The organism is Halobacillus mangrovi (genome assembly GCF_002097535.1).
Taxonomy (GTDB): domain Bacteria; phylum Bacillota; class Bacilli; order Bacillales; family Halobacillaceae; genus Halobacillus; species Halobacillus mangrovi_A.
The window spans coordinates 906,798-922,084 of record NZ_CP020772.1; the positions used below are offsets into that span (position 1 = coordinate 906,798).

The 15,287-nt window shown below is 44.2% G+C and carries 11 protein-coding genes and 1 riboswitch; of the genes, 9 read left to right on the forward strand and 2 right to left on the reverse strand.

Annotated features, from left to right (window positions below; translation table 11 throughout):
* The first annotated feature begins 5 nt into the window (after positions 1-5).
* Entirely contained in the window at positions 6-257 is a 252-nt protein-coding gene (locus tag HM131_RS04510) for a hypothetical protein (protein WP_085028379.1), read from the forward strand.
* 35 nt (positions 258-292) lie between these two features.
* Here HM131_RS04510 and HM131_RS04515 read toward each other — a convergent pair whose 3' ends face one another.
* Positions 293-1,171 (reverse strand): AraC family transcriptional regulator, encoded by an 879-nt coding sequence (locus HM131_RS04515; RefSeq protein WP_085028381.1) that lies wholly within the window; start codon positions 1,169-1,171, stop codon positions 293-295.
* A gap of 237 nt (positions 1,172-1,408) precedes the next feature.
* Between HM131_RS04515 and HM131_RS04520 the strand changes: the two genes are divergently transcribed.
* The 5 genes from HM131_RS04520 to HM131_RS04540 are packed head-to-tail and all read left to right on the forward strand — an operon-like array spanning position 1,409 to position 9,326.
* Positions 1,409-3,646: an alpha-galactosidase gene (locus HM131_RS04520; protein WP_085028383.1), complete on the forward strand. Its 2,238-nt coding sequence runs from the start codon at positions 1,409-1,411 to the stop codon at positions 3,644-3,646.
* A gap of 21 nt (positions 3,647-3,667) precedes the next feature.
* Positions 3,668-4,831 carry a galactokinase gene (locus HM131_RS04525; RefSeq protein WP_085028386.1) on the forward strand — a complete coding sequence of 388 codons (1,164 nt, stop codon included), beginning with the start codon at positions 3,668-3,670 and terminating at the stop codon, positions 4,829-4,831.
* A 3-nt stretch (positions 4,832-4,834) separates the two neighbouring features.
* Positions 4,835-5,824: a UDP-glucose 4-epimerase GalE gene (gene galE, locus HM131_RS04530; protein ID WP_085028388.1), complete on the forward strand. Its 990-nt coding sequence runs from the start codon at positions 4,835-4,837 to the stop codon at positions 5,822-5,824.
* A 22-nt stretch (positions 5,825-5,846) separates the two neighbouring features.
* A complete protein-coding gene (gene galT, locus HM131_RS04535) occupies positions 5,847-7,355 on the forward strand; it encodes a UDP-glucose--hexose-1-phosphate uridylyltransferase (RefSeq protein ID WP_085028390.1) in 1,509 nt (502 codons plus the stop codon).
* A gap of 18 nt (positions 7,356-7,373) precedes the next feature.
* A complete protein-coding gene (locus tag HM131_RS04540; RefSeq protein ID WP_085028392.1) occupies positions 7,374-9,326 on the forward strand; it encodes a beta-galactosidase in 1,953 nt (650 codons plus the stop codon).
* A 175-nt stretch (positions 9,327-9,501) separates the two neighbouring features.
* Here HM131_RS04540 and HM131_RS04545 read toward each other — a convergent pair whose 3' ends face one another.
* Entirely contained in the window at positions 9,502-11,238 is a 1,737-nt protein-coding gene (locus tag HM131_RS04545) for a M4 family metallopeptidase (RefSeq protein ID WP_408607104.1), read from the reverse strand.
* A gap of 374 nt (positions 11,239-11,612) precedes the next feature.
* Positions 11,613-11,791: riboswitch (cobalamin riboswitch) on the forward strand.
* Positions 11,792-11,932: 141 nt separating this feature from the next.
* On the opposite strand from HM131_RS04545, the gene HM131_RS04550 reads away from it, so the two are divergent.
* The 3 genes from HM131_RS04550 (at position 11,933) to HM131_RS04560 (ending at position 15,266) form a co-directional block, all read left to right on the forward strand.
* Positions 11,933-12,403, forward strand: a complete 471-nt coding sequence (locus HM131_RS04550) for an acyl-CoA thioesterase (protein ID WP_085028396.1) — start codon at positions 11,933-11,935, stop codon at positions 12,401-12,403.
* Between the two features lie 174 nt (positions 12,404-12,577).
* Positions 12,578-13,981, forward strand: a complete 1,404-nt coding sequence (locus tag HM131_RS04555) for an FAD-binding oxidoreductase (protein WP_085028398.1) — start codon at positions 12,578-12,580, stop codon at positions 13,979-13,981.
* Entirely contained in the window at positions 13,974-15,266 is a 1,293-nt protein-coding gene (locus tag HM131_RS04560) for a (Fe-S)-binding protein (RefSeq protein WP_085028400.1), read from the forward strand. The genes HM131_RS04555 and HM131_RS04560 overlap by 8 nt, the downstream gene beginning before the upstream one ends.
* Positions 15,267-15,287: the final 21 nt, after the last annotated feature.

The following is a 15,287-nucleotide window of genomic DNA, read 5'->3' on the forward strand; positions in this document are numbered from 1 at the left end:
TCGGAATGGCTAAAGCTAGTCAACCCATTGAGTCGTTTTATCATAAAGTGTATGAAACCATGGAAGCTCTTCATCAGGAAGCTGAAAACGTAAAAGGATCTCTTGATCAGGAGACGCCAGCGGACCTGGAAAAAATAGAGCGTACGGAATTTGCGCTCCAATTATCAAAAGATATACTGGAGAACTTTGTAGACTCCGGGAAGAGTATGACGATCAATTATGATCATCGTTCGGTAACGATTGAAGTGTCTAAATAAGGAAAGAAGGCCGTGTGCAATACACGGCCTTCTCTCTAATGATGATCGAACATCGCTCCTCGATTCACTTCGCGAAATTTCCCCGGTGTCGTCTCCGTTACTTTTTTAAAGACTTTATTGAAGTAATTAGCATTTTTATATCCAATCAGTGTTGCAATTTCTTCCGTTGAGTATTTCGTGTTTTGAAGCAGTTCTTTTGCTTTATTGATTCTTAAATCAGTCAAATATTGAATAGGCGTTCGATCAGTCGCTTGCTTGAACTGTCGGGTGAAATGGTACCGTGACATCCCGCAGGCTTCTGCCATATCGTCCGGGCTGATATCTTCACTGTAATGGTTTTTGGCATACATCGCTGCTTCAATGATCGTCTCCGGCCACTGAGACAGGTTCTTCTCCAAATTCGAGCAATAATGAAAAAGTTCCATTGTAAATTGATAAGCAAAACCAGAAGCCTGATGGGCGTTAGAGATCTTCTTTTCAGCTGCATTCTCAAGCAGTTGAAGGAGGTAACGAACAGGGGCCGCATCTGGAGGTATATTCAATATGGGGCCGATATCCTTTTGGATTTCATTCCAATAGTGGTCGACGACATCTCCGTATAACGTTAAATAGATGAATTCCCATTTGCTGCTATTCTCAGGAAGGAAATAACGGTAGTTGCCAGGGATGTTGACGATAAAGGCGTGCCCTGCCGTCAGCGGGTGCCTTTCCCCGTTAATGTCTATGGCGCCTTCACCTGAAACGGTATATTGAAAAATAAATTTTCCTGTATCTCTGCGATTTGTCCCATCCCAATCATAAAGGGTGGTGGATTGCTCATCCCAGCCTAGCGACCAAATTTGCGCCAGCTGCTGGAGCTTTGGATCGGAAAAACGATAACCATAGGATCCGAAGGTAGGAGGAAGCTGGTCCATCTTATTCTCATCCTTTCTGGTAAGTAGCAAATTTAAGCATTTATATTTTGTGATTTTTTATTCGTAAATTCCTTATAAACAGATTTTATACCTAACCCACCTGACTCATCAAGCAAAAAAAGGAACAATAGCTCTTTTAATTTACCATTGATAAGAGAGGGCTCCGTTTCTACAATGAAATTAAATCTTCCATTTATTCTTGGAAGCGCTTGCGAATAGAGATCGGAGGACGAACGTATGGCAATTTTTATCAATGAGGAAAACAAACAATTTCATCTGCAAGGCAAAAATATCAGCTACGTTTTTCACGTGATGAAAAACGGACAGCTTGGCCAATTATATATCGGGAAAAGACTTAGAAACCGTACAGACTTTAGTCATTTATCCAAAGTAGAGCATCGAGTAGCCTCGTCTTATGTGTACGAAGAGGATCCTTCTTTTTCCTTGGACTTACTAAAACAGGAATATCCGAGCTACGGCACTTCGGATTATCGTGAACCGGCCTTTCAATTGCTTCAGCCGAATGGGAGCAGGGTTTCTAATTTTACGTACCGTTCCCATGAAGTGATCCAAGGGAAACCGAAGCTAGAAGGACTGCCAGCGACTTATACAGAGAGTGAGGAAGAAGCGGAAACCTTAATCATTCATCTGTTTGATGACGTTACCCAGCTAGATCTTGAATTGATGTATTCGATCTATCATGACCGGAATGTCGTTGCACGTTCTGCTCGTTTTATCAATAACGGGAAAGAGACCCATAAGCTTCAGCGCGCGTTAAGTACGTCGGTCGATTTTCCTGATGCAGAGTATGATCTGATCCAGCTGTCAGGCTCATGGTCACGGGAGCGTCACGTCCACGAGCGTCGCCTTCAGCAAGGAATACAAAGCATCACAAGCACGAGAGGGACGAGCAGCAGTCAGCACAATCCGTTTCTGGCGTTAAAGCGTAGAGAAACGACCGAACACCATGGGGAGGTTTTTGGTTTTAGCCTCGTCTACAGTGGCAATTTCCTTGCGCAGGTGGAAGTCGACCATTATGAAAATGCCCGAGTCAGCATGGGGATCAACCCATTCGACTTTAGCTGGAAGCTGGAACCTGGACAGGCTTTTCAAACACCAGAGGCGGTGATCGCTTATTCTGATCAAGGAATGAACGGCCTCAGCCAAACCTATCATGACCTTTATCAGAAACGTCTTGCCCGGGGGCAGTGGAGAGACCGTGCACGACCAACCTTAATCAATAACTGGGAAGCGACTTATTTTGATTTTAATGAAGAAAAATTGTTATCCATCGCTGAGAAATCGAACGAACTGGGTATAGAGCTTTTCGTTCTCGATGACGGCTGGTTCGGAAAGAGAAATGACGATACGACTTCACTTGGAGACTGGTTTGTCGATGAGGAAAAACTTCCGAATGGACTTGCCCCCTTAGCTGAAAAAATCAACGATATGGGAATGATGTTCGGTCTCTGGTTCGAGCCTGAGATGATTTCAAGAGAAAGCACGTTGTTTGAACAGCATCCAGAATGGATCATCCATGTTCCAAAGAGACATCCGTCAACTGGCAGACACCAGCTTGTCCTTGATTTTTCGAATCCGGAAGTCGTTGATTACATTTATGAAAGCATGGCAGCCATTTTATCTGAGGCCAATATCGATTACGTAAAGTGGGACATGAACCGTTACATGACGGAAATTGGTTCGGTAGCTCATGAATCAGACAGACAAATGGAAGTGCCTCACCGCTATATTCTGGGTGTCTATTCCTTGTATGAGCGCCTTTTGGAATCATTTCCACACGTGCTGTTCGAATCTTGTGCCAGCGGGGGAGCCCGCTTCGATCCTGGAATGCTTTATTACGCACCTCAAGGATGGACAAGCGACGATACGGATGCGATGGAACGGTTAAGCATTCAATACGGAACGTCAATGGTTTACCCATTGAGCAGCATGGGCGCTCATGTATCAGCAGTTCCGAATCATCAAGTGAAGCGGATGACAAGTTTGAAAACAAGAGGAGACGTTGCTTATTTTGGAGCGTTTGGCTATGAGCTTGACGTTACCGAGATGACTGAATGGGAGCAGCGACAGATAAAAGAGCAAGTGAACTGGTATAAGGAGCACAGGGAACTTTTCCAATACGGCCAGTTTTACCGGCTGATCAGTCCTTTTGAAGAAGACCGAAATGAAACAAGCTGGATGGTCGTTTCTGACGATAAAGACAAGGCGATCGTCGGCCTTTATCAAATACTAGCAAGACCTAATCCAGGTTTTGACCGTTTGCGCCTTACGGGACTCGATCCAGACATCGAATACCGGGTCGAAGGATTTGAAGGTACCTATTTCGGAGACGAACTGATGCAGGCTGGCCTTCAGCTCGAAAGTGCCTATAACGGAGCACAAACAGGCGGCATAGAGGAGTCAGGAGACTTTTCTTCTAAGCTATTCGTTCTGTCAAAAGTCAATGAATCTTAAATACTGTGAGAGGTGATCAGCATGGAGGAGTTAAAACAAGCATTTGAAAATCAATTCGGAATAAAAGGAGAGGCATCATTTTTCGCTCCAGGGCGTGTCAATTTGATCGGTGAACATACCGATTATAATGGAGGGCACGTGTTCCCTTGCGCACTGAGCGTCGGTACATATGCCGTTGCAAAAAAACGTCAGGATGAAAAGCTGCGCTTCTATTCTATGAACTTTCCGGAGCTGGGAGTGATAGAAACAGAGCTTTCCAGTTTAAGATACGTCGAAGAACATGATTGGGCGAACTATCCCAAAGGCGTAATCGATACATTCAGAAAAAGCGGGTATGAGATTGAAACAGGACTTGATGTTGCGTTCTTTGGCAACATTCCTAATGGTGCAGGTCTTTCTTCATCCGCTTCTATTGAACTAGCCACATCTGTAATTTTGAAGGATCTATATGATCTATCTGTTGATCAAATAGAGATGATCAAGCTGTCTCAAAAGGCTGAGAATGAATTCGTTGGTGTGAACTGCGGCATCATGGATCAATTTGCCATCGGTATGGGAAAAAGAGATCACGCGATTCTCTTAAACTGTGATACGCTTGATTTTCAGCATACGCCTATTTCCCTTATGGATCATTCTCTGATCATTGCCAATACGAACAAAAGGCGAGGACTTGCTGATTCCAAATACAACGAACGCCGCACTCAATGCGAAGAGGCATTACAAGCCTTACAGGAAAACTTAGATATCCACTCGCTCGGAGATCTATCCAAAGAAGCGTTTGAAGAAAATAAACATCTGATTGAAGATTCAATCACACAAAAGCGTGCAAAACACGCGGTGTATGAAAATAACCGGACGATTGAAGCTGTGGATAAACTGAACGCTGGCGACATTGAAGGATTCGGTCAATTGATGAATGATTCCCACGTCTCTTTAAGAGATGATTATGAGGTAACAGGAAAAGAACTGGATGCCCTCGTTGAAGCCGCCTGGAATGAGGGAGCTGTTGGCTCGAGAATGACAGGGGCAGGATTTGGCGGATGCACGATCAGCATCGTCGATCAGCATCAAGTAGACACGTTTATTGAACGCGTCGGAGAAGCTTACTTTCATGAAACAGGTTTAGAGGCAGATTTTTATGTTGTAGAGATTGGAGACGGAGCGAAAAAACTGGAGGAGGAATGACAAATGACAGTACTTGTATGTGGAGGGGCAGGTTATATAGGAAGCCATGCCGTCGCACAATTAATCGATCGTAATGAAAAGGTAATCGTTGCAGACAATCTGCAAAAAGGACACAAGGATGCCGTATTAGAAGGAGCGGAATTTTACAATGGAGACTTGAGAGATCAATCGTTCATCGATCGTGTCTTCGAAGAAAATGACATTGATTCAGTGATCCATTTTGCTGCTGATTCATTGGTAGGAGAAAGTGTAGAAGATCCGCTGAAATATTACGATAACAACGTGTACGGAGCCGTTTGCCTGCTAAGAGCGATGGCCAAACATTCGGTAAAGCGCATCGTCTTTTCTTCAACGGCAGCTGTCTATGGTGAACCGGAACAGGTGCCCATTCAGGAAACGGATCGTACTGAGCCGACGAATCCATATGGAGAGACAAAGCTTGCGATTGAAAAAATGCTCAAATGGACAGAGCAAGCGCACGGCATCAAACACGTCGTTCTCCGTTACTTCAACGTGGCGGGGGCAGACCCGGATGGGAGAATCGGTGAAGACCACCGTCCGGAAACGCACTTGATCCCAATTATTCTGCAGGTAGCTCAAGGGAAACGTGAAAAGATCATGATTTTTGGCGATGATTACCCAACCGAGGACGGAACGTGTATCCGTGATTACATCCATGTCAACGACCTGGTAGACGCCCATTTGCTGGCGATTGAAAAATTAAAACGTGATGAAGAAAGCGGAATTTATAACCTCGGAAATGGGCAGGGATTCAGCGTAAAAGAAGTCATTGACAGTGCAAGAAGAGTCACAGGACATACGATTCCGGAAGAAGTGGCTCCTAGACGAGCAGGCGATCCGGCCCAGCTTGTCGCTTCTTCTGAAAAAGCAATCAATGATCTTGGCTGGAAGCCGAACTACGCAGATCTCGATACAATGATTAAAACCGCCTGGGACTGGTTCCAAAACCACCCGGACGGATACGAAAAATAATCGAAAGGACTGGTGAAGTGACATGACGATTTATCATGATATCGAACGCTTGATTCAATACGGACGGCATAAGGAAATGATTAGTGTCTGGGACATCGATTATGTGCGCAACGCTTTGTTTCACTTGTTTGAATTAAAGGGAGAAGACCCCGTTACCATCAATGAAAAATCTCCGGATACGCCTGCTTCCATTTTGGAGCGAATGCTCGATTATGCAGTGGACGAAGGCATCCTGGAGGATAACACAACGACAGAAAGGGACTTGTTTGACCCGAAGATCATGGATCGTCTTGTTCCGAGGCCTTCAGAGGTCATCCGTGACTTTTATCATAAGTTTGAAAAAGAAGGTCCTGAAGCGGCTACGGATTATTTTTATCAGCTTTCAAAAGATGTTCATTATATTCGCACAGACCGGATCGCAAAAAATATGCACTGGTACAGCGAGACAGAATACGGCGATTTAGAGATTACCATAAATCTATCAAAGCCTGAAAAAGATCCTAAAGCGATCGCTGCAGCCAAAGCGAACAAAGATGCCTCTTACCCGAACTGCTTGTTGTGTAAAGAGAATGTCGGTTATGCGGGAAGACTTGATCATCCGGCAAGGGACAATCACCGCATCATTCCGCTTGACTTGGAAGGTGAACATTGGTTCCTGCAATATTCTCCATATGTTTATTACAACGAACATGCGATTGTACTATCAAGGGAGCACCGCCCGATGAGTATTACGAAGGAGAGCTTCGATCGTCTGCTTGATTTTACTGATCAGCTGCCTCACTATTTTGTCGGATCGAATGCGGATCTTCCGATTGTCGGCGGATCGATCTTGAGCCATGACCATTTCCAGGGAGGACACCATGAGTTTCCGATGGCCAAAGCCCCAATCGAACATAAATTTACGGTTCCTCGTTTCAAGGATGTAAAAGCAGGAATTGTACGCTGGCCGATGTCTGTCATTCGTTTACGCGGAGCTGACCGCCACCGTCTATCCGAGCTAGGCAATTTGATTCTGAACTCTTGGCGCTCGTACACGGATGAAGAGGCAGATGTTTACGCCCAAACGAATGGTGACCCACATAACACCATTACCCCGATTGCCCGGTACCGGGACGGGCAGTTCGAACTGGATCTCGTGTTGCGGAACAACCGGACGAGCGACGAGCATCCGATGGGTATTTTTCACCCCCATGAAGAAGTGCACCATATTAAGAAGGAAAATATCGGCTTGATTGAAGTCATGGGGCTTGCCGTTCTGCCTGGAAGGCTTGTCGATGAAATCGAGGCATTAGGTGATTATATGGTTAATGGAAAACTAGACGATGCTGCTCTGGAAGATGAGCGGACAGCTAAACATGTGCCATGGGCGAAATCCATTGTTAGCGAAACAAGCATAACTACTGACAATGTAGAAGAGGTACTTCAGAAAGAAATCGGCAAGCGTTTTTCTGAGGTACTGGAGCATGCGGGTGTCTTTAAGCGGGACGACGAAGGACAGAAAGCATTTCTTAAGTTTATCAATCAGCTATAGAAAGGGAAGGGAACCAGAATGACATATTTAGGTGTAGATTATTATCCTGAACATTGGCCGAAAGAAAAAATACCAGAAGATCTAGAAGGCATTAAAGGTCTTGGAGCAAACATCGTACGGATTGGCGAGTTTGCCTGGCACCGGATGGAGCCCGAGGAAGGGCAATTCGATTTTTCCTTTTTTGATGAAGTGATTGAAAAGGTAAAACAACAAGGGCTAAAAGTAATGTTCGGTACCCCAACGGCGACCTTCCCAGCCTGGCTGGCGAAGAAAGAACCTTCGATTTTGTCTGAGGACGAGTTCGGAAATCCCCGTGTATTTGGAGGACGCCGGCAGTATTGCTTTAATTCCGATGCTTACCGCAACTATGCAGCAGTGATTACACGTAAGCTCGTTGAGCATTACCGCGACGAAGAAGTGATTATCTCCTGGCAGATCGATAATGAGTTCGGTCATGAAGGCAGTGACATGTGTTATTGCGACCAGTGCCATACGAAGTTTCAGGATTATTTAGAAGAAAAGTACTCATCTATCGACGCCTTGAATGACGAGTGGGGAACAATTTTCTGGGGGCAAACGTACAATGATTTTTCTGAAATCCCAGCTCCTAAACCGACGGTGACGACGCACAACCCGAGCTTGAAACTGGAGTGGGCACGCTTTCGTTCTGCATCCTTAAATCAATTTGCTCACGAGATGACACGAATCGTTCAGGAAGAAAAGGGAGCACATCAGGACGTGACAACAAACGTTTCAGGCGGATTTTTCGGAAAATGGTTCGATCATGCTGAAAATGTAAAGCTGATGGATTACGTCTCTTATGATAATTATCCAGTTTGGGGCGGCCTCGAGGAACCGGTGTCACCTGCAGAGATTGCGATGACGCATGATTTCAACCGCGGCCTATTGAACAAGAACTACTGGATTGTCGAAGAGCTGATGGGAGCACAAGGGCATGATGTGATTGGCTATTTGCCAAGACCGAACCAGGCAAAAATGTGGTCCTACCAGGCCTTTGCTCATGGCTGTTCCAACATGCTTTACTTCCGCTGGCGTGGCATGACTCAAGGGGCCGAGCAATTTTGTTACGGGGTCGTTGATCATGACAATGTGTACGGAAGAAAGTATAAGGAAGTTCAATCCTTATTCGGAGATATTAAAAATTACGAGCATGTCTTGAACTCTGAGATTCAGTCAGACATCGCCGTCCTCTATGATTACGATAATATCTGGTCATGGCGCGGTCAAATTCAAAGCAAAGACTTTGATTTTAATGAAGAACTACTGAGGCTGTACCGCCCATTTTATAACTTGAACAGCCGGATTGATGTCATTCCTGCTGATCGAGCCATTGATGCTTACAAAGTGGTTGTGGTGCCGGTTATGCAAGTGATGGATGAAGGACTGGCTGATCGTTTGCGTGCCTTCGCTGAACGTGGTGGAACTGTAATCTTCTCCTACCGTACAGGGTTGAAAGGGAAAGATAACAACCTTCGCTTAGGTGAAGTACAGCCGGGACTGGTCCGGGATCTAGTTGGTGCACGCATTGAAGAGATCGAGTCCTTAACAAAAGCGCATGCATTGGAATTGAAAGGCGAAGGAGAATTTGCATCTGTTCCTGCACATATTTCGGTCTGGCGTGACCTTCTTGTGGCAGAGTCTGCGGACGTTCTCTACAGCTATCAGGATCAATTCTATAGTGACTACGCTGCTGTGACGAAAAACGACTTTGGGGAAGGAACTGTCTATTACATCGGTGGAGGCCTCGATGAAGCAGCCCTTGATGTGATAGCAGAAAAAGTCGTTGAAGACCATTTCATTGGATATGAGAAGTCGGATGAAAATGTGGAAGTGTATCGCCGTGAGACGGAGGAAGCTTCGTATCTTTTCGTCATGAACCATAGTGACGAGATCAAAAAGCACGGAGAAATTGAGCTCCAACCCTATGAAAGCAAGATCATAAAAGAATAGCCGGGGGAATTGGAAAAGTATAAGTTCCTCAAAGTATAATTTCCTCAGGTCATCCAGAATATACCAAAATATCTCCTCAGGTCATCCAGATTCTGGATGACCTGAGGTGGAAGTAAATACCAAAAAGAACCAGCGCCATTTATTTATGGCGCTGGTTCTTTTTGGTTTCATAGTTTTATGGAATGAGAGTCGCATCAAATGCGTTTGTAACAGCTTGGTATTCCGTAGATCCAGCCCCGTACAAGTCAGTAGCTACGGTTTCGACGGCGTTACGCAAATCTTCGAAAGTAGCATCGGCTGTTAATAAATCCACGTTTGCATAGTAGAACAGATCGAAAGTTTTCTCTTCACCAATTCCACTCACGCTCACGCCATTGTGACTGCCGCCTTCAGCCATTAAATAAGCAGCTTTGTTGATGATGCTTGAGTTAAAGTGTACGCCTCCGTTATCATAAGATAAATTCTGATAATCGTCGTAATCATCAGGATAGACGAGTGTAGACGAAAACTGGATGGAAGACGGGTCTGACATACTCCGGAAAACTTGCCCGGACTGTTCACCGATCGTCCAGTTGAATGAACCGTTGTTTACATATTTCTCAATAGCAACTCCGAAGATATCAGAAATCGCTTCGTTCAAAGCCCCGGATTGACCGCTGTAGATTAAGTCAGATTCACTGGATGTCACAGCATGAGTAAATTCGTGGCCAGCTACATCATAGGCTCCAGCAAGAGGATCACCATAAATCAGCATGGCTCCGTCATTGACACTTGCTGCATTGAACCAGTTTTCAGGGTCGTTGGTTGAGCTTGAATCCCAGGCATGGACAACTGATTTGACTTGCTGCCCGTTGTTGTCAAAACTATTACGATTATATTCCCCTAAATAATATTCATAGACAGAAGTTGCTAGATAGTGAGCACTCACACCTTCATCGTCTGAGAAAGTGGTGGAAGTACTAGATAATAGTTCCCCAGGGTATAGGCGATACTCGCGGTTTAAATCAGCATAATTGGCATCATAAGTCAGTATGCCTTGGCCGCGTGTGTAATCCGCAAGTTCATAAGTCCCATCAGACATTTCACTTGCAGTGAAGGTACGACTATTTCCGTTTTTATCGACACCAGAACCTGTTACTGGACCAACTACAATGGCATCAGAGCCCGGCTTGCCTTTTCCTCCACCGTTTCCAGGTCCTTTTTCACCTTTTGCATACTGGATCGCATCATCCGATAAAGCTTGATCCATTTCTTTTACAGCGTTAAGTAGTACTTCGCCTTTTTTCGTATCTAAAATGACAAAGCCTTCAGCAAAGCTTGGTGCTGCAACTGAGAAATCGACCTTCCACCCATAAGATGCTTTCTCTTTTTCATTTACGTAGACGACTTTTTCCACCGTCGTTTCTTTTAACGTTTCTATATCTTCACCATATGTATCCGTGACGTAGCTAGAAGCGTCCTCTTTTGATAGGTTTTGTTTCTCTTTTAACCCTTTTTTTCCATTCAAGTTTTTAGCTACATCACCTAACGCAGTTTTTATAACACCTTCATTGACCTGAGAGACGAGGACTTTGCCAAAAACATCATGCCCTTTATAAGTTTGCTGAAGTTTAACAAGATCCTGTCCTTTATAGTCTTTTACTTCTTCTAATACTCTATAGTCTACATAGCTCTCATTGTTTTTCTGAGACTTGGACAAGCCGCTCTCAATTTCTCCTTTGACTGCTGCCTTCACAAGTTCTGCAGCCTTTGATTGAGACGGAGCGGTTAATGTTCCGATCGATTGTTTGCTCTCCTGGATTTTTGCTTCAATACTTGTGGTCGCTTCGACGTTCATCGCTCCCAGACCAGAACCCGCTAATAAACCGACGGATAAGGCCATTGCAGATAAAACTTGTCTTTTTTTCTTCATAGACATCCTCCTGATAGAATATTTAGAATATTTAACATTTTCAATCATATCAGAAGGGAGTGATTAAATCTTCAGGTCTAAATACACCTATAACTGGATGGTGTTCCAACTATAGATAGATTAAGGAATAAAAATGAGTAAAAATACCTTATGGTTTAATGAAAAAATATGAATATAGATTCATAATCTATCAACTAGTTATTGAAAAAATAATAAAATAATACCAATAAGAAAAGTAGATTTTATGGATAAAATTGTCACCTCAGGTCATCCAAATTATGGATGACCTGAGGTGACAGTTTATAGGAGATTTTCGATTGGCAGATTAATCTTCTTTATGAGATAGTTTATCTAAGGAGAAGTTATCTCCTGAACAAATAAATACGCTCTATGGTGGCTTCGTAGAGAAGCTGAAAAGGGAAGTTTGGTGAAAATCCAACGCGGTCCCGCCACTGTATAGAGGAGGCTCAAAACAAACCACTGTCTTTAAGATGGGAAGGGTTATGAGCTGATGAATCTGAGCCAGGAGACCTGCCATAGAGAAGAACATGAATTCCTACGGGAGATAGGAGGGTGTTACGTGAATCTAGCTAGGCCGCCAGGTTTGGTTTCATAGTGGTCATTCATGCAACTGCACGCATCTTCTTACCGAAGATGCGTTTTATTTTTGTAATAAATATGGAGGGACAATTAAATGGAACCATTACCTGTGAGTTATTCAAAAATGAAACAAACCCGGCTCGTGCTGCCCCCGGATACCAATCATTTGGATACGATCTTCGGTGGAAAAGTACTGGCTTATATTGATGAAATCGCTGCACTTACTGCGATGAAACACTCCAATTGTGTGGTCGTAACGGCATCTATAGATTCAGTAGATTTTCTATCATCAGCTAAAGTAGGAGATGCGCTCACGTTAGAAGCTAGTGTCACTTGGACAGGCCGTACATCTATGGAGGTGTACGTAAAGGTCTATGCCGATGACCTGCTACAAGGCAAAAAAGTGACGACAACGGAATCTTTTTTAACGATGGTAGCTGTGGATGCCCATGGAACTCCAACTGCTGTGCCAAACATTTTGCCAGAAACAAATGAAGAAAAGAGACTTTTTGAAACAGCTCCATCCAGGAAGGATCACCGGCAAAACCGTGCAGCTCTCAGATGAAATGAATAATAGTTTCCAAAAAAGACCACCTCAGGTCATCCAATATCTGGATGACCTGAGGTGGTTCCTTTCTCATCTAGGCTCTCGCTATAATTTTGGTAAAGCATCCCTTATACTTTTAAGTAATATGAAAACTCTGAAAAAGTCGTAGTTTCATAGAAAGGGGAGAATGATGTGAGCACATGGTTGGATCTCATTAAAGAAAAGATACCAGAAGCACGTGTCCTGACTGAATTATCCGATCGTTACAGCTATAGTTTTGATGCTTCCTTCGGAGAATACTTGCCGGAAGCCGTTGTTCAAGTTAAACATAAAGAAGAAGTGGTGTCGGTACTTAAGATGGCTAACGAGCATCAAATTCCAGTTTATCCGAGAGGACAAGGAACTTGTTTAAGTGGCGGACCGCTTCCTGTCTTCGGAGGCATTGTGCTGGATATCTCCCAGTGGCCGGAAAAAATAGACGTAAGTCCTGATGACTTGACGGTAACGGTCACTCCGAGCGTTTTAACAGGGAATATTAATAAAGAAGCGGAAAAACATGGATTGATGTACGCGCCTGATCCAAGCAGCGCCCATGTAGCGACGATTGGTGGAAATTTAGCCGAAAATTCGGGCGGGCCACGCGGATTGAAGTATGGCGTAACAAAAGATCATGTGCTTGGGCTTGAAGTCGTAACGCCTGAAGGAGAAGTGATTCGAACGGGAGGGAATACAATCAAAAACGTCACCGGGTATGATCTGACCAAACTCATCGTTGGCTCTGAGGGTACACTCGGAGTGATTACGGAGGCAACCTTAAAACTGATGCCGAAGCCACGAGATTTCCAGACGCTTATGGTCAGTTTCGGTGAGGTGAGAAAAGCAGGAGAAGCCATCTCTAAGACGCTTACTTCAGGGATCTTGCCTTCTAAAATGGAGTTTATGGATCAAGCTTGCATCCAAGCTGTTGAAAACTTCAAGCCGGTCGGTCTTCCGAAGAATGCTGCTGCGATCGTAATCATCGAATTAGATGGCCATCCGGAGACGTTAAAAATCGAACGAAAACTAGTCGAGGAGATCATGGAAGAAGTCGGAGCTACAGATATTGTTGTGCCTAAATCTGAAGAAGAGGCGGAAAAGATCTGGCATGCAAGGAAGCAAGTATCTCCGGCTATTGCGAAAATTAAACCCACAAAAGTATCCGAAGATGCAACGGTTCCTCGAAGTAAAATCCCTGACTTGATTGATCGCCTGCAGGAAATTAAAGAAAAACATAAGGTAGAGATTGTTGCCTTTGGCCATGCAGGGGATGGGAATCTCCATCCAAATGTGCTTTGCGATAAACGTGATCAAGAGGAAATGAAACGGGTAGAACTAGCAGTGGAAGAGATCTTTAAGGCTGCGATTGAGCTTGGTGGTACGTTATCAGGTGAGCATGGTATTGGGACAATGAAAGCCCCATTCCTTGAATCTGAGCTCGGAGAGGTCGGAGTCGACATGATGAAGCGGATCAAGGAAAGCTGGGACCCGAACGGCATATTAAATCCAGGGAAAATTTTTGCAGAAAAAGGACAGAAGTTGGTGCTGCGAAATGAGTGATCTTCAAGTATTACAGGACAAACTCAACTATGATAAGACGTTTGACTGTGTCCAATGCGGTTATTGCTTACCAGCCTGTCCAACCTATGAAACGATGGAGCGGGAAACCCACTCTCCAAGAGGAAGAATTAACCTTGTCAAAATGGTCGCCGAAGGTAAAGCAACGGTAAATGATCTGGAAAGTCCTATTGAAAAATGTCTTGGCTGCATGGCGTGTACAACTGTTTGCCCCACCAATGTACAATATGGTGAGATTCTTGAAGGCACAAAAGAAGTCATTGATGAACAAAAGGAAAAAACGAAGCGCCGACAACAAATGGAACGTTTCCTATTTGACGAATTTTTTCCATCGAAGAACTGGATGGACACATTAGGAGATGCCTCGTGGTTTTATCAGAAGTCTGGTTTACAAACGATGGCACAACGAACAGGAGCATCAAAAATTGCACCCCTTCACATTGAGGAATTTGAAAAGGTTCTTCCTGAGATGCCCTCTCCAAAAAGAAGGCGCGACCGTGCGAAACGTTATATAAGAAAACGACCATCAACGGCAAAAGTCGCTTTCTTTACAGGCTGCATTATGGACAGTGTCTTTTTCTACTCGAATGAAAATACGATCGAACTGTTACTTAGAAGTGGAGCAGAAGTGCTTATTCCTGAGGAGCAATCTTGTTGTGGAGCGCTGCATGCGCACACGGGGAAAAAGGAATCAGCGAAAGAGCTTGCCAAACAGAACATTGATGCTTTTGAAAAAGAAAACGTCGACTATATCATCAACAATGCCGGTGGGTGTGGAGCCAAGCTCGTTGAGTATGATCATCTTTTTGAAAAAGGAACAGAGTGGCACCAAAGAGCTGTTAGATTCGTAGAAAAAGTGAAAGACATATCAGAAGTGCTTGTAGATTTGGATCATCTCGACTTTCAAAAACCACTAAATAAAACGGTCACTTATCAGCCTTCTTGCCACATGACAAATGTCCAAGGAGTGACAGACGCACCTCTAGAGCTGATCAAAAAGATCCCTGGAGTTCAATTGAAAGAGTTGGATCGACCTGATTTTTGCTGTGGATCTGCAGGCATTTATAACGTTGTGAATTATGAGGAGTCTATGGATATCTTAGATGTCAAGATGGAGGATGTGTGTGGTGTAGCACCTGAGGGGATTGTAACGTCTAACCCGGGGTGCTTGCTGCAGATGAAACTTGGTGTCGAGCGTGAAGGACTAAATGACAAATCAGATGCTGTCCATTTGGTAGATTTACTTATGGAAGCAGATCCTCAATAAATAGAAAAAAACCTGTCCAAG